The organism is Streptomyces sp. NPDC046909 (assembly GCF_040644695.1).
Taxonomy (GTDB): Bacteria; Actinomycetota; Actinomycetes; order Streptomycetales; family Streptomycetaceae; genus Streptomyces.
In genome coordinates this window covers 834,589-855,672 of the sequence record NZ_JBEYXC010000002.1, presented here as the reverse complement: position 1 = coordinate 855,672, position 21,084 = coordinate 834,589, and the positions used below count along the sequence as shown (strand labels likewise).

13 protein-coding genes are annotated in these 21,084 nt (G+C 68.8%); 4 read left to right on the top strand and 9 right to left on the bottom strand.

Annotation, left to right across the window (positions count from 1 at the left end; all coding sequences use genetic code 11):
* The first annotated feature begins 259 nt into the window (after positions 1–259).
* The 4 genes from ABZ928_RS08095 to fxsT are packed head-to-tail and all read left to right on the top strand — an operon-like array spanning position 260 to position 8,657.
* Positions 260–2,398: an FxsB family cyclophane-forming radical SAM/SPASM peptide maturase gene (locus ABZ928_RS08095; RefSeq protein WP_361515940.1), complete on the top strand. Its 2,139-nt coding sequence runs from the start codon at positions 260–262 to the stop codon at positions 2,396–2,398.
* Entirely contained in the window at positions 2,389–3,234 is an 846-nt protein-coding gene (locus ABZ928_RS08090) for an AAC(3) family N-acetyltransferase (protein WP_361515938.1), read from the top strand. Before ABZ928_RS08095 ends, ABZ928_RS08090 begins: the two co-directional genes overlap by 10 nt.
* Before the next feature lie 49 nt (positions 3,235–3,283).
* Positions 3,284–4,597 (top strand): TIR-like protein FxsC, encoded by a 1,314-nt coding sequence (locus ABZ928_RS08085; RefSeq protein WP_361515936.1) that lies wholly within the window; start codon positions 3,284–3,286, stop codon positions 4,595–4,597.
* Positions 4,584–8,657, top strand: coding sequence for an FxSxx-COOH system tetratricopeptide repeat protein (gene fxsT / locus ABZ928_RS08080; protein WP_361515934.1), 4,074 nt, complete (start codon positions 4,584–4,586; stop codon positions 8,655–8,657). Before ABZ928_RS08085 ends, fxsT begins: the two co-directional genes overlap by 14 nt.
* An 11-nt stretch (positions 8,658–8,668) precedes the next feature.
* Here the strand turns inward: fxsT and ABZ928_RS08075 are convergent, their stop codons facing one another.
* The 9 genes from ABZ928_RS08075 to ABZ928_RS08035 all read right to left on the bottom strand — a co-directional run bounded on the left by ABZ928_RS08075 (position 8,669) and on the right by ABZ928_RS08035 (position 21,074).
* Positions 8,669–9,562, bottom strand: coding sequence for an alpha/beta hydrolase (locus tag ABZ928_RS08075; protein ID WP_361515932.1), 894 nt, complete (start codon positions 9,560–9,562; stop codon positions 8,669–8,671).
* Between the two features lie 140 nt (positions 9,563–9,702).
* Complete coding sequence (locus ABZ928_RS08070; RefSeq protein WP_361515930.1) at positions 9,703–10,524, bottom strand: PaaX family transcriptional regulator C-terminal domain-containing protein; 822 nt, start codon at positions 10,522–10,524, stop codon at positions 9,703–9,705.
* Between the two features lie 23 nt (positions 10,525–10,547).
* Positions 10,548–11,402, bottom strand: coding sequence for a hypothetical protein (locus ABZ928_RS08065; RefSeq protein ID WP_361515929.1), 855 nt, complete (start codon positions 11,400–11,402; stop codon positions 10,548–10,550).
* Positions 11,402–13,075, bottom strand: coding sequence for a histidinol-phosphatase (locus tag ABZ928_RS08060; protein WP_361515927.1), 1,674 nt, complete (start codon positions 13,073–13,075; stop codon positions 11,402–11,404). Before ABZ928_RS08060 ends, ABZ928_RS08065 begins: the two co-directional genes overlap by 1 nt.
* Positions 13,076–13,086: 11 nt before the next feature.
* Positions 13,087–14,913 (bottom strand): LamG-like jellyroll fold domain-containing protein, encoded by a 1,827-nt coding sequence (locus tag ABZ928_RS08055; RefSeq protein WP_361515925.1) that lies wholly within the window; start codon positions 14,911–14,913, stop codon positions 13,087–13,089.
* Positions 14,914–14,962: 49 nt separating this feature from the next.
* The gene (locus ABZ928_RS08050; protein WP_361515924.1) at positions 14,963–17,989 is read right to left on the bottom strand and encodes a glycoside hydrolase family 2 TIM barrel-domain containing protein; all 3,027 of its coding nucleotides are present in this window, start codon (positions 17,987–17,989) and stop codon (positions 14,963–14,965) included.
* A complete protein-coding gene (locus tag ABZ928_RS08045) occupies positions 17,986–18,825 on the bottom strand; it encodes a carbohydrate ABC transporter permease (RefSeq protein ID WP_361515922.1) in 840 nt (279 codons plus the stop codon). Before ABZ928_RS08045 ends, ABZ928_RS08050 begins: the two co-directional genes overlap by 4 nt.
* A 12-nt stretch (positions 18,826–18,837) precedes the next feature.
* The gene (locus ABZ928_RS08040; protein ID WP_361515921.1) at positions 18,838–19,788 is read right to left on the bottom strand and encodes a sugar ABC transporter permease; all 951 of its coding nucleotides are present in this window, start codon (positions 19,786–19,788) and stop codon (positions 18,838–18,840) included.
* Positions 19,788–21,074, bottom strand: a complete 1,287-nt coding sequence (locus ABZ928_RS08035) for an extracellular solute-binding protein (protein ID WP_361515919.1) — start codon at positions 21,072–21,074, stop codon at positions 19,788–19,790. The genes ABZ928_RS08040 and ABZ928_RS08035 overlap by 1 nt, the downstream gene beginning before the upstream one ends.
* Positions 21,075–21,084 lie beyond the last annotated feature (10 nt).

Sequence of the window (21,084 nt, the reverse complement as noted above, 5' to 3'; positions counted from 1 at the left end):
AGGTCTTTCACCTCTGCCCCTCTGGGCACGCTTCCAACAGGGAACGCCGTGACGATTCAAGCAAGCCTCGCTGCAAGAGCAAGTGCGCAGTCAGCGATCGCCGTCGAATCTTTCGAGCCTGCGTCGCGCCATCATGCACTCGATGCAAGCCATGATCAGAAGAGTGCCCGAGGTGCGCGCCGGGCCCTCTCGTCCCCCGCGGTACGCAAGAAGGCAGGGACGGCTTTCAACTCGAGCATCTGACGACCATCAATAGCTTGTGAATGATCCGCACGTTCCGTTGCGGCAACTCGTACTCAAAGTACACAGCAGGTGCGATCTGGCCTGCCGTCACTGCTATGTGTACGAACATGCCGACCAAAGCTGGAGCGCCAGGCCCAAATTGATCTCTGACGAGGTCATCTCGCGGGTGGCCCTTCGGCTGGTCGAGCATGCCCGAGAACACCAACTCGCCTCCGTCCAGGTGATCCTGCACGGAGGCGAGCCTCTGCTCGCCGGACCGGTACGCCTGCGGCACATCTGTGAGACCCTGCGTGCCGCTCTGTACGGAGTGGCCGATCTCGATCTGCGGATCCACACCAACGGCGTCCAGCTGAGTGAACGTCACCTCGACCTCTTCGCCGAGTTCGACGTGCGCGTGGGCATCTCCCTGGACGGGGACCGGGCGGCCAACGACCGCTATCGGTTGTTCGCCAACGGCCGCAGCAGCTACGACCAGGTGCTCAAGGCGATCGGCCTGCTCAACCAGGACCGTTACCGCCACCTGTACGCCGGGATCCTCTGCACGGTGGACGTGCGCAACGACCCGGCCGCCGTGTACGACGCCCTGGCCGCCGCGGATCCCCCGCGCATCGACTTCCTCCTGCCGCACGCCACCTGGGACACGCCTCCCTTACGTCCCGACGGTGCCGCCACGCCGTACGCCGATTGGCTGCTCGCCGCCCACGACCGCTGGAACGACCAGGGCCGTCCCATGCGGGTGCGGCTCTTCGACTCCGTGGTCAGCACCCTCGGCGGCGGCCCCGCTCTCACCGAGTCCATGGGGCTGGAGGCGGCCGACATCGTCGTGATCGAGACCGACGGGACCTATGAGCAGGCCGACTCGCTCAAGACCGCGTACGACGGAGCGCCCGTCACCGGAATGAACGTGTTCCAGCACTCGCTGGACGACGTGGCCCGGCATCCCGGGATGACGGCCAGGCAGCACGGAATCGACGACCTCGCCGAGCAGTGCCGCACCTGCCCCGTGGTGCGCTCCTGCGGCGGTGGGCTCTTCGCCCACCGGTATCGAGGTGACGGAACGGGCTTTCACAACCCGTCCGTCTTCTGTGCTGACCTCAAGCAATTGGTCCTTGGCATCGATGCCCGCACCGGCGCCGGAGCCCACCGGCCGATCGAGGGCTTCGACGCCTTGGCCGAAGGCACCGACGACGGGGCGGCATTGGGGGTGCTGGTTCGCGCCAGGCGGGAGGTCACCCGCGAACTGCTGGTGATGCTGAACGAGCAACGAGGCCTCCACGAGGGCGAGTTGTGGGACTCGGCCTGGGAACTCGCCCTCGAACTCGGGCAGTCCGGCGGGGACTTCCTGGATTCCTTGTTGTCCCACCCCTACACGCGGACCTGGGCGGCACGCTGTCTCGACGGCGAGGCCCGTCCAGGAGACCTGGCCTGTCTGGTGGCCGCTGTCGCTCTGCCGACCGGACTCGTCGGTCAGGTCAGGGTGCCGGTGCGCGACGGCTTCGTCGCGCTGCCCGGCCTCGGACGTATTCGTGTCCAAGGCGATGGCACAGCAACGGATTTGACGTATTCTCACTTCTCCGACTCGGCCCCTGGATGGGAGCCGCTGCGGTGGATCCGCGCCGAGGGCATGGAAGTCGCCCTGGACGACGTCGACCCGCACCGGGACTGCTACGGCGCCCCGGTCTCCGCACGGCTGACGGATGAGGAGGCGGAGCAATGGCGACATGTTCTGCCGCAAGCCTGGGCACTGATCCACAAAGCCCTGCCCGAAGTCGCCTCCGCGATGGCTCAGGGCGTCCACGTCATCACACCTCTCGCCGACCCGGTCGATCCCGAACTGGCCACCCCCGGGGGCGGGTTCGCGGCGCTTGGTCTCCACCTCGACGCCGATCCGGCACGCGTCGCCGTCGATCTGGTGCGCGGATTCCGGCTCGGCCTGCTGGACGTCCTGCTCGACAGATGCGAACTGTACGACGAGACGGACAAGCGCGCCGGCAGGCTGCTCGCCGACACTTACGCGCGAGTGGCGACCGACGCTCTGCGACACGACCCGGAATCGGTCCGTCGCACCCGGGCGCAATGGGCGGAACTGGCCGCGTCCTCCGTGCTGACCTCGCTCGGGCGGCGGTTCGTCGACGGTATCGGACGATGCCTGTGAGATTCGGTCGCTCGCTCCGGGCGCAGCTCCGGGCGATGGGTGTCAGGCGCGGCGGCGTGCTCCTGGTGCATGCCTCCCTGCGCTGGGTCGGGGTCGGGCCTCATGAGGTCATGGCGGCTCTGCTCGATGTGCTCGGTCCCAAGGGAACGCTGGTCGTTCCCGCATTCACCCCCGGCAACTCCAAGACGTCACTGGCCTATTTGGAAGCCACCCGGCGCATGACCGAACAGCAGCGAGTCGACTATGACGAACGCATGCTGGCGTTCGAGCCAGGGAAGACGCCTTCAGAAGGCATGGGCGTGCTCGCGGAGACGGTTCGACTGCATCCGGACGCGGAGCGCAGTGCGCATCCTCAGACGTCGTTCGCCGCGGTGGGGTTCAGGGCCGCCGACCTGGTCGGAGGGCATGACGAGGAGTGTCATCTGGGAGAGCGGTCCCCGCTGGCCGGACTGTACGAAGCCAAGGCACAGGTGTTGCTTCTCGGTGTCGGCTACGACGTGTGCAGCGCCTTCCACCTCTCCGAGTATCTCGTCGACAGGCAACTGCCCTTCCGGGAGTACGGATGCTGGGTGCTTCGCGGCGGCGAGCGAATCTGGCTCCCCTACAAGGACGTTGACCTCGACGACAGTGACTTCGGGTTCCTCGGCGAGGACTTCGAGGCCGAGGACGCGCGGCGCGCGGAACCGGTCGTTCGGCGCCGGCTTCTCGGCGGGGCCGCCGCCCGACTGTTCCCGCTCACGGACGCCGTCGACTTCGCCACTCAATGGCTGACCGGAAATCGCCCCTACGGCATGGCTACAGACCAGTCACAAGAAGCGGCCACGTCCCTACACTGAGTGTCCGCACCTCCACGAGACGGGGACCGGGGCGGGATCGGGGGATCGCGTGGAGTCGTCGGAATCCTTGGGGGCGGGGGCAGCCGTCCCTTACTTCTTTCTGAGCTATGCACACATTCCCCCGGACGGTTCGTTCGACGACCCTGATCCGAACCTGTGGGTCCGGCGCCTCTTTCGCGATCTCTGCTCCCACATACGGAACATCACCAACGTGCCGGTCGGTGGGGCCGGGTTCATGGACGGTTCGATGCAGGCGGGGCAGATCTGGCCCGAGGAACTCACCCGCTCGATCGCCCGCTGCAAGGTGTTCGTGCCGTTGTACTCGCCCCGGTATTTCAACAGTGCTTGGTGCGGCAAGGAATGGGCGCTGTTCGACAGACGCCGGGTGCGGGTCGATGGGCAGGGAGACCACGGTGGAACTCCCATTGCGATGGTGCCGGCCCTGTGGTCACCGATAAGTGATCGTGAACTCCCGGAATGCGCCAAGGGCATCCAGTACGCGCATCCCGACCTGGGGGCGCGTTACCGATCATTCGGCTTGTACGGTCTCATCAAGGTCAAAGCCTTCCGCACGGACTACGAGCGCGCCGTGCTGCAACTGGCGTACCGCATCAAGGAAGTAGCGGAAAGTGTCAGCGTGGAGCACGGCATCGCCGCCGATCTGGCGAACGCACGCGATGCCTTCGCCCCGCCGGCGACCACGCACTCGTCCACAGGCCGCACACTGCGGATCAGCGTGGCTGCGGGCTCGACGGGCCGGTTGCCCCAAGGGAGCAGCCCCGAGTGCTACGGCCCTTCGCCGCTTGACTGGAACCCCTACCACGCCGACCCCGACCAGCCGCTCGCCAAGACGGCCGAGGCCATTGCCGCACGTCTCGACTACCGGCCCGTGGTCCAGGAATTCGACCCCGCCTTCGGACCGGCCGACGCTCCGGAGATCCTGCTCCTCGACCGCTGGATGCTGCGCGACTCGGAACAGCTGGAGCAACTGAGAGCGTTCGACAGCGACAACACGCGGTCGACCGGACTGGCCGTTCCTTGGAACGAAGCGGACGACGACAACAAAGGCGTCCGCCAGAAACTGGTCGACGACGTGGAGGCCGCCCTGCCCAACACGACGCGTCGGCAGCGTCCGGCGCTCAAGTCCACGGCACTGGGCATCCCCGATCACCGTACGTTCGACGACGTGCTGCCGAAGGTCGTCGCCTGGGCCTCCAGGGAGTACCTGCGCAACGCCCCACCCTGTCCGCCACCCGGCACTGGCCCCGAGAGATTCAGGGTCGGCGAGGCGGGCGGTCATGCCGGGCGGCCCATGGAACACCGTCGGAACGCCGAGGAGGGAAACCGCGATGAGCAGCCCTGACCGACCGGACGGCCGTAACGGCCGCATAGTGACGTTCTACTCCTTCAAGGGCGGCACCGGCCGGACGATGGCACTCGCCAACACCGCCTGGATCCTCGCCGCGAACGGCAAGCGCGTCCTCGCCGTCGACTGGGACCTGGAAGCCCCCGGGCTGCATCGTTTCTTCCACCCGTTCCTGGACCCGGCCACCATCGGAGCCACCACCGGGGTGATCGACCTCCTCAACGACTACGCGTGGGCGGCGACCGGCGACGCCGACAGCCAGAAGCAGCGGGCGGCGGACTGGCACCTGGAATATGCCCGCATCCAGCGCCACGCCGTCTCCCTGACCTGGCCTTTCCCCGAGACCGGAACGCTCGACCTGGTCTCCGCCGGACGGCAGAACCGCGACTACTCGACCTTCGTGAACTCCTTCGACTGGGACAACTTCTACGGCCGGCTCGGCGGTGGCCTCTTCTTCGACGCGCTGCGGGACGACATGCGGCAGAACTACGACTACGTGCTCATCGACAGCCGCACGGGTCTCTCCGACATCGCGGACATCTGCACCGCCCACCTACCCGACATCCTGGTCGACTGCTTCACCCTCAGCAGCCAGAGCATCGACGGCGCCTCCCTCGTCGCCCACGACATCGCCGAACGCTTCCAGAGCCGCGAGGTACGCATCCTCCCCGTACCCATGCGGATCGACGAGGGCGAGAAGGTGAAGGCGGACGCCGGCCGCTCGCTGGCGCGGACGAAGTTCGAGGGGTTCCCCGCCGGGATGACCGAGGAGGACCGAGCCGCCTACTGGGGAGCGGTGGAGGTCCCGTACCGCCCCTACTACGCCTACGAGGAGACGCTGGCCACCTTCGGCGACGAGGCCGGCAACCCGACCTCCCTGCTGTCGGCCTTCGAGCGGCTCACCAGCGTCATCAGCGACCAGGTCGTCAAGGCGCTGCCCCGGATCGACGACGAGGCGCGCCGACGGGTCAACAAGCTGTTCACGCGGACCCGTTCGCCGCTGCCGTCCGACCTGACCGTCAGTTATGTGTCCGAGGACCGCATGTGGGCCGACTGGATCGCCTCGACGCTGTCCCGCGCGGGCTTCCGTGTCGCGCTGAAGTACGTCGGCGGCGAGGACGACGGCGCGGAGAAGCCCGCCGATCGCACGGTCGTCGTGATGTCCGCGGCCTACCAGCGCTCCGCGCGGGCCCACCAGGTGTGGGAGGCGACCGTCGGCGGCACCCACACGGGCCGGCGCCAGGTCGTCGCGGTCAGGGTCGGTGACCTGCGCCCCTCACCCGCGTTCAGCGAACTGGCGTCGGTGGACATGGTGCGCATCACGGAGAACGGCGACTCCTCCGCGCTGCTCAGGACCCTGGGCAAGCCCGCGCTGCCCGCGGAACTGTCCGACGAGGACATGCCGGCCGAGGTCCGCTTCCCGACCGCGTCGCCCAGGACCTGGAACGCCCCGCAGCGCAACACCTCCTTCACCGGCCGCAGCAAACTCCTGGAAGACCTGCGCGACGGGCTCGTCAGCGGTGGCTCGGGCGGCACCCCGTCGACGTACGCCCTGTACGGGCTCGGCGGTGTCGGCAAGACACAGATCGCACTGGAGTACGCGCACCGGTTCGCCGCGGACTACGACGTGGTGTGGTGGATCACCTCCGAGAAGCACGAGTTCGTGGTCTCGGCGCTGGCGGCGCTGGCGGCCAAACTGGGGCTGCGCGTCGGCGAGGACGCGGCACAGGTCGCGCAGGAGGTCCGCGAGTATCTGCGGCAGTCGAGCGGGACGCTGCGCTGGCTCGTGGTGTTCGACAACGCTGACGACGAGCCGAAGAAGTTCCGTGAGCACTTTCCCGGCGGCAACGGCCACATCCTGGTCACCTCCCGCGACCAGACCTGGCTGCAGTTCGCCGAGGCCCTGGAGATCGACCCGTTCCGCCGCGAGGAGAGCGTCGAGCACCTGCTGCGCCGGGCCGCGGGCCTCACCCCGGAGGAGGCGGACCAGGTCGCCGAGGCCGTCGGAGACCTGCCCCTGGCGCTCGACCAGGCGGGTGCCTGGCTCGCCGAGACCGGCACGCGGGTCGACAGGTATCTCGCCGAGCTGGAGGAGCAGACCGAGCGGGTGCTGTCGATGAGCCAGCCGACGGACTACCCGGAACCGGTCGGCGCCACCTGGAACGTCTCCATCGAACGCCTCAAGGAGCGCTCCCCGGCGGCCGTGCGGCTGCTCCAGCTGTGCGCCTTCTTCGCCGCGGAGCCGATCTCCCTGGACAACCTGCTCTACGGCGACGCGATGATCCGCGCCCTGTCCAAAGTGGACCCCTCGCTTCAGGAGAAGATGGTCCTCGGCAAGGTGATCCGGGAGATCGGCCGGTTCGCGCTCGCCAAGATCGACCGGGCGGCCGGCTCGATCCAGGTGCACCGGCTGGTCCAGGCGGTGATCCGCGACCAGCTCTCACCGCGAGAGCAGGAGGACGCCCAGCACGTGGTGCACCGCGTCCTCGCCGGCGCGCGTCCCCCGGGCGAGGAACCGATCGACGACCCGAAGAACCAGGCCATCTTCGCCGCGATCTGGGCCCATCTGGAGGCCTCCGAGGCGAGCACCTGCGACGAGCCCGAGACCCGGCAGCTGCTCATCGACCGCCTCCGCTACCTCTGGAAGCGCGGCGACCTGGACAGGGCCAGTTCCTTCGGCGAGGAGCTGCACAGCCTGTGGGAGCGCCAACTGGCCGACAGCCGCAAGCGCGTCGCCCAGCTCGAACAGGGCACGACCCCCGACCCGGTGCCGCTCACCGGCGCGGACGGCAGCGACGACACCCGGGCGCCCCGCAGCCTCGACGACGAGCGGATCTACGCCGCCAACCTGCAGATCCAGCTGCTCTACCTGCAGTTCCACCGCATCAACGTGCTGCGCTCGCTGGGGAAGTACGTGGAGGCGGCGCAGTTCGGCGAGCAGACCCTGATCCGCCAGCGCGAGGTGCTGCCACCCGGGCATCCGCACATCCTCATGACGGCCAGTGGCCTCTCCATCGACCTCGGCAGCATCGGCAAGTTCACCGAGGCCCTGGAGACCGCCACGGAGGCGTACGTCGGTTTCCGGGAGAGCTTCGGCGAGGACCACCCCCGCACCCTCTCCGCCAACAACAACCGGGCCTGGTGCCTTCGGGTGCTCGGGCGCTACAGCGAGGCCCGCGACGTCGACCAGGAGGTCTACGACCGCCGCCGTGAGGACCTGGGCGCCGCACATCCGTACACCCTGTCCAGCGTGCTCAACCTGGGCCGCGACCTGCGCGAGACCGGTGACTACGAGGAATCGATCACGCTGCTGCGCTCCGGATTCCAGTCCTACGTCGCCCTGTTCGGCGAGGCCCATCCGGACACCCTGCGCATCGCGAAGTGCCTCGCCGTGTCGTTGCGCAAGGCCGGCCTTGTGGACGAGGCGCGCGCGGTGACCCAGCAGACCCGTGAGCACTATCGGCTGCGGGGTACGCCACCGGCCACCCCGGACGTGCTGGACTGCGCCCTGAACTACGCGACGGACCTGTACGCCACCGGGGCCCGCGACGAGGCGCTCAAGCTGGCCCAGAGCACCGTGAGCAAGTACCGGATAGCGCCCGGCGACCGGCATCCGGCGACCCTGGCCGCCGCCAACAACCTCGGCATCTTCCAGCGCGGAGCCGGAGAGGCGGGCAAGGCGAGGAACCTGCTGGAGAAGAACTACACCCTGCTGCGCGAGGTGCTCGGCGACCAGCACCCCTACACCCTGTCCTGCGCTGTCAACCTCGCGAACACACTGGCGGAGCTGGGCGTGCTGCGGGAGACCGAGGACCTGGAGCGCAAGGCCATCGCGGGGTTCCAGGCGGCCCTGGGAATCGACCACCCGGACACGGTCGTCGCCCGCGCCAACCTCTCCGTGACCCTGCGGGCCCTGGGCCGCATCCCGGAGGCGGACCAGCTCCAGTCCAGTGCGCAGGAGGATCTGGCCCGCAGGCTCGGAGCGGAGCATCCGCATACGGTGACGGTGCGCGGGGGCAAGCGGATCCACCGGGATCTGGAGCCGCTGACGGTCTGACCCGAGCAGGCTCAGGCGTGGTCGGCCGCCAGCGGGGAGCGGCCGCCCAGCAGCCAGGTCACCATCTGCGGCAGGACCCGGAGCGACGCGAAATGCGCCTCCTTCGGATGCAGCACGGCCCGCACCCCGGGAATGTGCTCGGCCAGCCACTTGGTGTGGCTGGCCGGTGAGAACACGTCCTGTTCTCCGTGCCACAGCAGCACCGGTACGGAGATGTCGTCCAGGGAGAAGCCCCAGGAGGTGCAGAAGGACAGGGCGTCGTCGACCCAGCCGTCGGCCGAGACGCTCAGCGCCTCCCGGTAGTTGCGCTCCAGCATGGCCCGGATGGCGGCGTCGGCGACGACTCTGAGGTCGGACTCGGTCAGCTCCCACCGCAGTTGGTCGAGGAGCTGACGCGGATCGGCGCGAATGCCGTCGGAGCGCTTGCGCAGACTGTCCGCGAGCTGATCCGGGCCGCTCAGGGCCTCGGCGTACTCCTTGACGTTGGAGGCGGTCATACCGGCGAACCAGTCGAGACCGTCGGCGTCGCAAGGAGCGAGGCTCACCAGGACCGCGACCCGGGTCACCCGGTCGGGCAGCAGCGCGGCACAGGCCAGCGCGTGGGGACCGCCGCCGGAGCGGCCGACCACGGCGAAACGCTCGATACCGAGGGCGTCGGCGATGGCCGCGACATCGGCGGAGACATGGGAGACCTGTCGTCCGGGCAGCCGGTCGGAGGCGCCGTAGCCGGGGCGGTCGTAGGTGATCAGGCGGACCTGCTGGTGGTAGAGCCGCATGGGGCGGGGTGCCGGGCCGAGCCGACTGCCGGGTGTGCCGTGCAGGAGGAACACCGGGGTGCCCGTGAGATCGCCCGCTATCTCGACGGCTAATCGTCGCCCGTCGCCCGCATACACCTCGGTGCGCATCCGCGGCCTCCTCGAAGCCCCCGTCAACTGCGGTATGCCTGCTGGTCGTGCAACGGCCATTCCCCCTAGAGTCCCAGATCATCCCGGTGCGCGGGGCATTTACGACAGTCCGCGCCATCAAGGTGCGCCGCCGTCACAGCTCAGTCGTGCGCGGGCACCAGATCGATCAGCTCCCGGGCCGCCGCGTCCGCGAGCGGGGTGAGGCGTTCGTGCACGTGGCGGAACGTCTTCTCCGCCTCTTCGGCCGGCCAGTCGTCCGGCAGGTGCTTCACCGGGAGCCGGGGGTCGCGGCGGATGACGCGCAGCCACTCCGCCTGGAGCAGCAGCCGTTGGGCGAGCGCCTCGTCGGCCTCGGGGGCCCTGGTCTCCCAGGGCTGCCAGCGTCGTACGAACTGCTCGTAGCGCTCGGCCAGTTCGGCCAGTTCCCAGGTCTCCTCGATCATCGCGCCGATGTCCATGCCGGAGTCGGCGTGCGCGCGGAAGACCTTCACATGGGCCGACAGGCCGAGATCGGCGACCAGTTCGGCCACGTCGACCTCGCCGGGGGCGATCCACAGGCCGCTGAAGAGGGGGCCGAAGCCGCTCCAGGTCAGCTTGGAGCGCAGGTCGTGGCGCTGGCGCTGCCAGGACTCGGGGAGGGAGAAGCCGAGGAGGGTCCAGGTGCCGTCCCAGTGGCGGTTCACCGCTCCCGTCTGCCAGATGCGGCGTTCGCCGTCCCGCAGGACCGCCGCCGAGTGCTCGGTCAGACCGAAGTACATGCGGCGGCCCTCGCGCTGGCGGCGCAGCAGGCCGCGGTTGACCATGCGGGTCAGCGTGGAGCGCGTCGCCTGCTCGCCGACGCCGACCCGGGCGAAGACGTCGATGACGCTGCCCGAGTACACGCAGACGTCACGCCCGAGCACCTGGTCGCCCAGGAACGTGAGCATCAGGGACTGGGGCCGCAGCGACTCTTCCGTGGTCACGCGGCCACCGTACCTCGCCCCGATCAGCCTGTGAGCTGCCGGTACGAGTACACGGCCGTCGCCACCGCGCAGACGCCCGGCGGAATCACCTCCGCGCGGAGCGTGCCGGTGTGCGCGTCGTAGTCGACGCCCTCCGTCTCGAAGGTGCCCGTGCACACGCTGCGCTGCGGCAGGGCGAACAGGCTCTTCACGGCGCCCGTGATCGGCTGCCCGTCCAGCTTGCGGGGCAGGTCGACCTGGAGGAGCGGGCGGAGCTCAGGGAAGAGGGTGCCCGTCGCGTCGTTCGAGGCGCACACCAGGCGGGTGTCCGTCACGAAGTCACAGCCCTGGATGTCGCGCACCGGCTTGTCCAGGGTGATCTGCCAGGCTTCCTTGAGCGCCCCGCCGGTGGGCGGAGTGGCCGGGTTCAGGAGGGGAGCGGGGAAGACCTGGAGTCGGTTCTGGTCGCCCCACTCGCCCGACACCAGCCACTGCCCGTCCGGCGAGACGGTCGCGAAGGAGTTGTTCAGCTTCTCGCCCGGGTTGAGCTGATGGACGTACTCGTACCGCTGCCCGGCCGGTGTGGTGACCGCGAACATCTTCGACGTGGCCGTGTCCGGGCCCTGGTAGGCGTCGAACGTGTAGCCGTTCCGCGAGATGTCCGGGTCGCCCACGTGGTTCCAGCCCTTGAGGCGCAGGTCCAGCGGGATGGAGGCGAGCCCGCGGTACAGCAGGGTGCCGTCCGCGCGGCTCGCCAGCCCCTGGCCGCCGCCGAGGGTGTCGGTGTAGGCGGTGCCGGTCTCCACCCAGCGCGGGTCACCGGTCGCCGACGCGGTGCCCGCCGCTCCGAGCACGAGTGACACCGATAAGCAGCCCAGAGACAGTAGATGACGCTTCATCAGGCACCTGCCACGTCGATGAATACGGGGTTGGAATAGAACCACGTATCCGCCCACGGGTCACCGTTGCCGGGCTCGTGCGGGATGGGCCCGTTCGGGTCGATCGAGGCGCCGAGGTAGCCCGCACCATGGCGGTTGCCGTCGCTGCCGCGCAGCCGGACGTAGAAGGACTCGTCCCCGGCGGTCAGCGGGATGCGCAGGGTGTACGTCCCCTTGCGGCCGCTGACGTCCTTTGTCTGTACGACCTTGGTGTCCGGCGCCTTCCAGGAGTCCCGGTCGGTGACGGGGCCGCGCACCGCGCCGCGGATCACGTCGACGTGCGCCAACTCGGGCAGGATTCCCTGCGCGTTGGGGCGGGACGCGGTCGTGACGGTGACGTACAGGCTGATCTTCTCGCCCTTGCGGACGCGCAGCCGGCCGCCCAGGGTGACGCCCCGGCCGAAGTCGCAGTCCCGCTTGACCCGGACGTCGAGTCCGTCGAGCAGATGCCCGTGGTCGAGCCAGACGCGGCCCGCGCGCAGGCCCGCCATGACCGCGCGGTAGCCGTAGCGGGTGACGCCGACGTGGGTGCGGCTGAACTGGCCGGGCCAGAAGTCGCTGCCGGGCTGCGGGGTGTCGGTGTTCACCGGGTCGGGGAGCTTGCCGGTGTTGTCGAAGTTCTGGCCGGTCGGCCAGTCGCCGTTCTTCCAGGTGTCGAAGACCGTGCGGTGGTTGTCGGAGTTGGTGGTGATCGAGAACAGGCTGCCTTCCGCCAGCATCGAGTCCCACAGCCCGCCGACGGTCGCCGTCGCCCAGTCGAAGCCGCCGTACGTCAGATACGCGTCCGTCGGATAGCCCGCCCAGGACTGGGCGGACGGCTTGTTCTCGTACTCGCCGCGGATGGAGGTCGTACCGCGCCAGCCGGGGATGGCCGCGCCCTGGGCGCCCGGTGCGCCCTCCATGCCGATCATGATCTCGGGGGCCGCGTCCCGCCAGTTGCGCATCTCGCGCGGGGAGTCGATGCCGAGCCGGAGGGGGTGGTTGGCGAGGACGAGGACGTCGTCCACATAGCCCGAACGGCGTTGCTCCGCGAGCCACTTGATCGCCTTGACGGCGTGCGCCTCGTTGCGGGCGGTGTCCGTGCCGGTCGCGGAACCGTCGGTGTAGCCGAGCAGCTTGCCGTCGTAGGCGAGCTCGAACTGCGTGAGCAGGTCCACCTCGTGGGGGCCGGGCGCGGCGAACACCGTGCAGTGCTCGGCGGCCGGGATGTACCACTCCAGACCCTGGAAGATCAGCTGACGCGGGTTCTCCGCACGGGCCTTGAGGATCTCCTCGTGCTCCAGCTTCGCGCCGTAGGAGGCGTGTCCGAAGTTGGAGTGCTCGTTGAACACCATCCAGTCCAGGCCGTAGGTCGCGGCGGCCTTCGCCTGCTGGGAGAACGTGTACTTGGCATCGTGGCTGTAGACGGAGTGGACGTGGTGGTCGCCCACCAGGTACGCCAGCCGCGGGTCGTCCTGGTTGTCGTCCGCCGCCATGGGGGTGGCCGCCGCGGGGGTCGCCGCCGACCCCACGGCGAAGGCGGCACCGAAGAGTCCGGCGCGCCGAAGAAGTTGGCGCCTCGACATGCCCTGGGCGTCGAGGAAGGCAGGGGAGACGGACGGATCGGCCCAGGCGGGCAACTGTTGCTTGGTCATCGTGGTCCCTGTCAGTGATTCATGAAGGAGGTGACGGGCAGCGCCCGTTCGACGATGCGCACGTCGCCGAGGCGGCCGTGCAGGATCTGGTCGATCTGGCCGCCGTACTCGTAGCCACCGAGCAGCCACGGCAGCCCGACCGAGGTGATGCCGGTCGAGACCGCCTTCGGATTGCGGACCACCGGGCAGCCCTCGACGTACAGCGTGGTGTGGCGGCCGTCGTTGACGACCGCGAGGTGCCACCAGGTCTCCAGTGGTGTCTCCTGGCCCCAGTTGGTGGCGATGCCCTCCTGGTTGAGGGGGCGCATCGCCCACTGCGGTTCGCGGTCGTTGGAGAGCGACAGCGTGGCCAGCGGCTCGTCGGGGTCGTCGCCTGTCTTTCCGGCGGCGCCGCCCGTGCCGGTGCGGCTGACGATGCCGGACCAGGCGTGGTGCGAGGGGTCCCAGTCGGCGGGGAGACGGTAGAACGCCTCGATGGTGTAACCCGCCCTGAACGTCGCCGAGTTGAGGGGCGCCCCGTCGACCGTGCGCAGATACGCGCCCTTCAGCGGGGACTTGTAGCCCTGGAACTCCAGGCTGCCGTGCCCCGGTTGGTCGGGATGGTGGTCGGAGGACCAGCCGAGCGTGCCGCCGCCGACCGTGACCAGGGAGAGGTCGTTGCCGCGGCCCGAGAGGTCACGGACGGTGTCGCTCGCGGCACTCTCGAACCGCCAGTAGGCGACCGTACCCGGGATCAGCATCTTCGACGCGGGGCGTGCCGGACGCGCGGGCACCGGGTCGAACCCGGAGAAGCGGTCGGCGAAGTCGACCTCGACGGTGAACCGGTCGGCGTCACCGCTGAGTTCGATCTCCTGCCGCTCCAGCTCGTTGAGGCCCTTCCCGGCCCGGCCCAGGATCCACGGCGAGACCGTCTCGACGTCGATGACGTTCCGGTCGAGGTCGAAACGGTAGAGGCGGATCATCGCCGCACCGCCGAAGTAGCGGTTCTGGTAGTTCGTCAGATGCAGGTGGACGTCGTTCCCCGCCGCATTCTTGCGGGTCGCCCGTCCCGCGGGCCAGTAGTGGCCGTTGAGGGTGAGGAAGATCTGGTCGTGGTCCTCGATCAGCTGGTCCCACAGCTGCTGACCGTAGGCCGACAACGTGTCGTCCTCGACGACCAGTTCGTGGGTGGTGAGGATGACGGGCGTCCTCGGGTGCTGGGCGAGGACGTCCTTCGCCCACGCGTAGCCCTTCGCCGAGAGCCGCCAGTCCAGCGCCAGGACCATCCACTCCCGGCCCGCGGCCTTGAAGAGGTGGAAGGTGTTGTATCCGTCCGAAGAGGCGCCGCCGTACGTCGGCTTGCCCTTGAAGCGGTCCGGCCCGAAGGCGTCCAGATACGGCGTCGCACCGCGCTGGTCGTCCGTCGAGGACTTCACGTCGTGGTTGCCGGCGAGGACGCTGTAGCCCACCCCGCGCCGGTCCAGCAGCCTGAACGCCTCACTGATCGCGACGACTTCGGCCGTGGCGCCGTTCTGGGTGAGGTCGCCCAGGTGGGACAGGAAGACGAGGTTCTCCTCCTTGCCCTGCTCCAGCAGATAGCGCAGGGACGCTTCGACGGGCGCCTTGTCGATGCTCGGCCCGTCGAAGAGGTACTGGGTGTCGGGCATCACCGCGAGGGTGAAGCGCCGGCTGTCGGTGTCGGGTTTCCAGCGGCTGCCCGACGTGGCGGCCTCGGCCACCGTCGGTACCGCGATGCCCGCCGTGGCGGCGGCACCGAGCAGCGCGGTGGCTCTCAGGAAACTGCGTCGTCCGGCGCCCGCCTGGGCATGCTCGGACCCGTGTTCAGGCGAAGTGCACACGTGTGCTCCGTAAAGGGGGGAAAGCAAAGGGGGTGAAAACAGCGGGAGTTCAGAGCGCGCGCAGGGTCCAGCTCCAGCGGTGGGTGCCCGGTGCGACGAGGTAGGAAGGGAAGGTGTCGGGGCCGCACGACGCCGTGCCGAGACCCCGGTGTGCCGCGTCGAGGTGCACCACGCACCCGGCTCGCGGGACCAGTTGGTCGTGATGGGTGACGGCGGTGAGGTCCTCGGTCCGGTAGCGGGTCACCGATACCTGGCGCGGTTCATCCAGCGTGACCGCGAGACCGGTCGCGTCCGGCGCCGACAGCGTGAAGCGCCGTACGCCGTGGCGACCGCCGCTCTCCTGCGGACGCAGGTAAGGGGTGAACAACTCGTCGACGGGGACCGAGTGATGGCCGACGGGCGCGCTGCTCCGGTCGGGATACGACTCCCAGGGCCCCTGCCCGAACCACTCCAGCAGGTCGAGCCCGGGTACGGTCTCGAAGACCGAGCCGACGCGTGCCACGTCGTCGAACTCCGGGGGCAGCTCGGCCTCTTCGTCGACGCGGATGCCGCCCTCGACCGGCGTGAGGACCTGCCGGTGCCGCACGACACCGACGGTGCCGGCGTACTCGGCGTCCACGGTCACCCGGCCGCCGTCCTCGCGCACCGACACCGCCTTGCGGACGAGCGAGTCGAGCCCCCAGGTCCGCCAGCGCAGGGCCATGCCGCCGAGCTCGTCGTTGTCGGTGGGCGCACGCCAGAGGGAGAGGGTGGGGGCGGCGGTGAGGAGGGGGTGGACGAGCAGGCCGTCGGCGTCGACCTCGACGGAGGTGAGGGCAGACGCCGAGGAGGGCGTGGACGTGGAGGCGAAGGCGGAGGTGGAGGCGGACGCGGAGGCGGAACGATTCGCCACAGCCGGGGGCCCGGCGACCGGCACCGCCCCCTGCACCGCCCCCCGCTCCTCCCGCAACCGCACCTGCGGCAGACACACCACCGTCCCTCGCGGCGCCCACGCCTCGTCCCACGCGGTCGTCACCCGCAGCGTCAGCCACGCCTCGCCACCGTCACGCGGCACCTCGAAGGGCAGCGGCACGGCCGCCGTCTCCCCGGGCCGCAGCTCCGGGAGCTCGGCGGGCGCGGTCAGCGTGCGGCCGTCGGCCAGGGACAGCTCCCACGCACCGGCCAGCCAGTCAAGGCCGCGGAAGTGCTGGTGGTTGCCGAGCACGATGCCCTCGTGCCGGAAGCACTCGATCCGCAGCGGCGCCGCGATCTCGCGGTGCTCGTACATCGCCGGCTTGGGCGTGCGGTCGGGGAAGACGACCCCGTCCGCGATGAACGCGCCGTCGTGGATGGTCTCGCCGAAGTCGCCGCCGTACGCCCAGCGCAGGCCGGGCGCGGCGACACCGTTGTCATAGAGCCCGGCGCCCCCACGCCCGACCGGTCTTCCGTCGTTCACACGCTGGAGAATGCCGTGGTCCCAGAACTCCCAGATGAACCCGCCCTGAAGTCCCGGCGTTGACTCGATGGCCGCCCAATGGTCCGCGAGCGTGCCGTTGCTGTTGCCCATGGCGTGCGAGTACTCGCACTGGATGAGCGGCCGGGTCTGCTCGCCGGACAGCGCGTGCGCGACACAGTCCTCAAGGGGCGCGTACATGGGGCAGGCGATGTCGGAGGCGTCGTCCGTCGCCGCCCAGTCGAGCTTGGCCGCGCCCTCGTACTGGATGGGGCGGGTCGGATCGTGCCGGCGCACCCAGCCCGCGGCGGCGTCGTGGTTGGCGCCGTAGTCGGACTCGTTGCCGAGCGACCAGATGATGACCGAGGGGTGGTTCTTGTCGCGCAGCACCATTCGTGAGACGCGGTCGACGAAGGCGTTCAGATAGCGCGGGTCGTCGGCGATCTCATGGGCGTGGTCGTGGGACTCGATGTCCGCCTCGTCGACGACGTAGAAGCCGAGCTCGTCGGCGAGGTCGTAGAGCGTGGGGTCGTTCGGGTAGTGGGCGGTGCGGATCGCGTTGAAGCCGAAACGCTTCAGCAGGACGAGGTCCGCGCGCATGTCGTCGTACGACACCGTCCGCCCGGTCAGTGGATGGAAGTCGTGCCGGTTCACGCCCCGGATGTACACGCGCTCGCCGTTGACGAGGAGGTCCCGGCCGACGATCTCGACGTCCCGGAAGCCGATGCGGTGCCGCGAGGTGTCGGCGACGGTTCCGTCGGCGCGGTGGAGGCGGACGGTCAGGTCGTACAGCTCGGGTGTCTCGGCGTTCCATGGATGCACATCACTGACGACTGTATGCAGTCGTGCTTCACCCAGGAAGTCGGAGATCCGGTCGTCCTCGATGTTGGCCCGGTCGAACTCCGCGTCCTGGGCGAGTACGTCGTCGTCGAGCTCGCCGGTGACGTACCACCCCTCGGGCAGGGCACCCGTGCCACTGGCGTCCCGCACCCGGCAGTCGACCCGCAGCTCCCCGCTGTACGCGGCCCGCACGGTCACGTCCGCGAGATGGAGGGGGTCGGTGGCGTACAGCAGCACCGAGCGGGTGATCCCGCCGTGCCACCACTGGTCCTGGTCCTCGATGTGGGAGGCGTCGGACCATTTGACGACCGTGAGCCGCACCGTGGCGGGCGAGCCGGGGCGCACCACCGGGGTCAGGTCGAATTCGGCGGCGAGGTGGGAGTCCTTGGAGATGCCGACCGGGCGTCCGTCCACCTGGACGAGCAGCACGCTCTCGGCGGCGCCGACCTGGAGCACGATCCGGCGGCCGGTCCACTCGGCGGGGATGTCCACCGTGCGCTCGTACACACCCGTCGGGTTTCTGTATGCGGGCGACAGTGGCGGGAATTCCGTATACGGCATACGGACGTTCGTGTACTGCGGAAGGTCGTCGGTGTCCTGCATGGTCCAGGCACCCGGCACCTGGGCCGTGGACCACGCACCGCCGACCGGCGCGTCCGGAGCCGGAAGCAACTGGAAGCGCCAGTCGCCGTCCAGGGGGAGTACTCCGGAGCGCCGGTCGACGGCGTTCATGGGCAGCCGCCCCCAGGAGGTCACCTCGGGTGCCTCCCAGGGGCGCAGGGCGAGCAGCGGTTCGCTCGTCATCCGCGAACGGCTCCCTTCGCGAGGTCGCCGATGATCTGCTTGGCGCCGACCGCGAACACGATCAGCAGCGGGATGAGGGCGAGCAGGGCGCCGGTCATCACGATGCCGTAGTCGGTGGTGCCGTGGGTGCCGTTGAGCTGCGAGAGCGCCACCTGGAGGGTGACGTTGTCCGGGTTGGTGAGGGCGATCAGCGGCCAGGCGAAGTCGTTCCACTGGCCCATGAAGGTGAAGATGCCGAGGAAGGCGAGGCCGGGGCGGACCACCGGCAGCGCCACATGCCAGTACTGGCGGAGGAAGTTCGCGCCGTCGAGCTTGGAGGCGTCGAGGAGTTCGTCGTGGATGGCGCTCTTCATGTACTGCCGCATCCAGAAGATGCCGAAGGCGTTGGCGGCGGCCGGCACGATCAGCGCGGTCATCGAGCCGATCCAGCCGATCTTCGCCATGATCACGAACTGCGGGATGACGGACAGCTGCGCGGGCACCATGAAGATGACCATGAGGAGCCCGAACAGCACGTTCTTGCCGGGGAACTCGAACTTGGCGAAGACGAAGGCCGCGAGTGAGTCGAAGAGCAGGACCAGGAAGGTCACCGAGGCCGCGACGAGGAACGAGTTCCACATCGACCCGAAGAAGTCGATGGCGTCGAACAGGTTGCGGACGTTCTCCAGGAAGTGCGTGCCCGGCAGCAGCTTGGGCGGGTAGGAGAAGATCTCCGTCGAGCTGTGCGTCGACATGATCACGGCCCAGTAGAACGGGAAGGCCGAGATCAACGTGCCCACGATCAGCGGGAGATGCAGCGCGATCCCTCTGCGGCGGGACCCCTTGATGGAAGACATGGCGGGCCCTTCCTAGTCGCCCCGGCGCTGCACGAGGCGCCAGTTGATGATCGAGAAGAGGACGACGACGAGGAAGATGCCCCACGCCACGGCGGCGCCGTACCCGAAGTCGTTGTTGTCGAAGGTCTGTTGGAAGAAGTAGAGGACCATCGTCTGGCCGGAGTGGCCCGGACCGCCCGCGAACGTCGAGTCGTTGGAGGAGGTCTGGAGCAGGACCTGCGGTTCGGAGAAGCTCTGGAGGCCGGTGACCGTCGAGACGACGAGCACGAAGAGGAGTGTGGGGCGCAGCAGCGGGAGGGTGATCCGGAAGAAGGTCTGGATCGGTCCGGCGCCGTCCATGCGGGCCGCCTCGTAGAGGTCGCTCGGGATGGTCTGGAGGCCGGCGAGGAAGATGATGGCGTTGTAGCCCGTCCACTGCCAGGTCATCAGCGCGGCGATGGTGACCTTGATGCCCCACGGTGTGTTGAGCCAGGCCACCTGGTCGATCCCGAACCCGTGCAACACGGCGTTGATCACACCGTTGTTGGTGGAGAAGATCGAGCCGAAGACGATCGCGATGGCGACGACCGAGGTGACGTTCGGCAGGAAGTACGCGACGCGGTACAGGCCCTTGAAGCGGACCGCGGAGTTGAGCATCACGGCCGTGACCATCGCCAGGAAGATCATGGGGAAGGTGGCCAGCGCCCAGATGATGACCGTGTTGCCGATCGAGTTCCAGAAGTCGCTGTCGCTCAGCAGGTATTGGTACTGCGAGAGCCCGGCCCACTCCATCGTGCCGAGGCCGTCCCAGCGGTGGAAGGAGAGGTAGAGCGAGAAGCCGACGGGGAAGAGGCCGAAGCCGAGGAAGATCAGATAGAAGGGGGAGATCGCGGCATACAGGTGCCAGTACTTGCGGAAACCCTTCTTGGGCCGGGACGGGGAGGGCTGCGCGACAGCGGGCGGGGTCTGCTCCAGTACGGCCATCAGTAGCTCACCCCCAGGTGCTTCGCGATGCGACGGCATTTGCTCATGGCGTCACTCCAGGCCTTCTTGGGGTCCTTGCCGAGGACGCCGACGTTCTTGATCTCGTCCTTGATGGGCTGCCCGAGCGCGACATCGAACGGGCTGTTGTAGGCGACGGCGATCTTCTGCGCGGCAGGTCCGAAGATGTCGGTCGTGACCTGGCCGCCGAAGAAGTCGTCCGGCTCCTGCATCTGCTTGAGGCCGTACGAGGCGGGCGTGGAGGGGAAGAGGCCCGCGTCGACGTAACCCTGCGCCTGGTTGGCCGCGTCGAGCATCCAGGTGATGATCTGGAAGGCCTGCTCGGGCTCCCGGCACGCCTTGGTGATCGACAGGAACGAGCCGCCGTTGTTGGCGGGCCGCACCGGCATGTCGGCGACCCGGTACCTGCCCTTGGTCTTCGGCACACCGTTCTTGATGTCGAAGGCCGCCCAGGAGGCGCCCAGTTCGCTGGGCAGCTTGCCGTCCTGCTTGGCCGACAGCTGGTCCGGGGTGCCGTTCACGAGGTCGGAGACGATCCCGCGGCGCTTGGCCTCCACGGCGAGCGCCCAGGCGTCGCGCACATGCTCCTGGTCGCCGATGAAATGACGGTCCTTGTCGACGTACCGCTTGGAGCCCTGCTGCACGACGTTCTCGAAGACGGAGTTGACGTCGGTGAGGAGCATCGTCCCCGGGAGCCGCTTCTTCAGCTGCTCACCCGCGGCGAAGAAGTTCTCCCAGGTGTTCAACTCCCGGGACACGTCCGCCGGTTCGTACGGCAGTCCGGCCTTCTGGAAGATGTCGTACTGGTAGAAGTGCGCCACCGGCCCGCAGTCGATCGGGAAGCCGACCATCGTGCCGTCGTCGGCGATGCCCTGGTCCCACTTCCAGGACAGGTACTGGCTCTTGTACTTCTCCGCGCCCAGCGTCCGCAGATCGATGAACTGGTCCGCGTTCGGGAGGTAGGCGGCCATGTCCTCGCCCTTGAGCCCCGCGATGTCGGGGATGTGGGCCCGGCCGGTGATGGTGGTGATGAGCTTGGAGCGGTACTGGCCGCCGATCTGGATGGCCTGGAGATCGACCGAACTGTCGTACCGGGCCTTGGCGTTCTTCACGACGGTGTCGCTCAGACCGCCGCTCCAGTACCACAGGACCATGTTCCGGCCGGTCGAGCCGGTCGGAACGGCACAGCCGGACGCCAGGCCGCCGAGCGCCGTGGCGGCCGTACCGGCCAGGCCCGCGCGGAGCAGGCCTCTTCGTGAGAGCCGCACAGCTCCCACC

Coding starts and splice junctions, on each gene's coding strand:
- ABZ928_RS08090 (WP_361515938.1), top strand. CDS start 2,389: ATGCCTGTGAGATTCGGTCGCTCGCTCCGGGCGCAGCTCCGGGCGATG.
- fxsT (WP_361515934.1), top strand. CDS start 4,584: ATGAGCAGCCCTGACCGACCGGACGGCCGTAACGGCCGCATAGTGACG.
- ABZ928_RS08075 (WP_361515932.1), bottom strand. CDS start 9,562: ATGCGCACCGAGGTGTATGCGGGCGACGGGCGACGATTAGCCGTCGAG.
- ABZ928_RS08065 (WP_361515929.1), bottom strand. CDS start 11,402: ATGAAGCGTCATCTACTGTCTCTGGGCTGCTTATCGGTGTCACTCGTG.
- ABZ928_RS08060 (WP_361515927.1), bottom strand. CDS start 13,075: ATGACCAAGCAACAGTTGCCCGCCTGGGCCGATCCGTCCGTCTCCCCT.
- ABZ928_RS08050 (WP_361515924.1), bottom strand. CDS start 17,989: ATGACGAGCGAACCGCTGCTCGCCCTGCGCCCCTGGGAGGCACCCGAG.
- ABZ928_RS08045 (WP_361515922.1), bottom strand. CDS start 18,825: ATGTCTTCCATCAAGGGGTCCCGCCGCAGAGGGATCGCGCTGCATCTC.
- ABZ928_RS08040 (WP_361515921.1), bottom strand. CDS start 19,788: ATGGCCGTACTGGAGCAGACCCCGCCCGCTGTCGCGCAGCCCTCCCCG.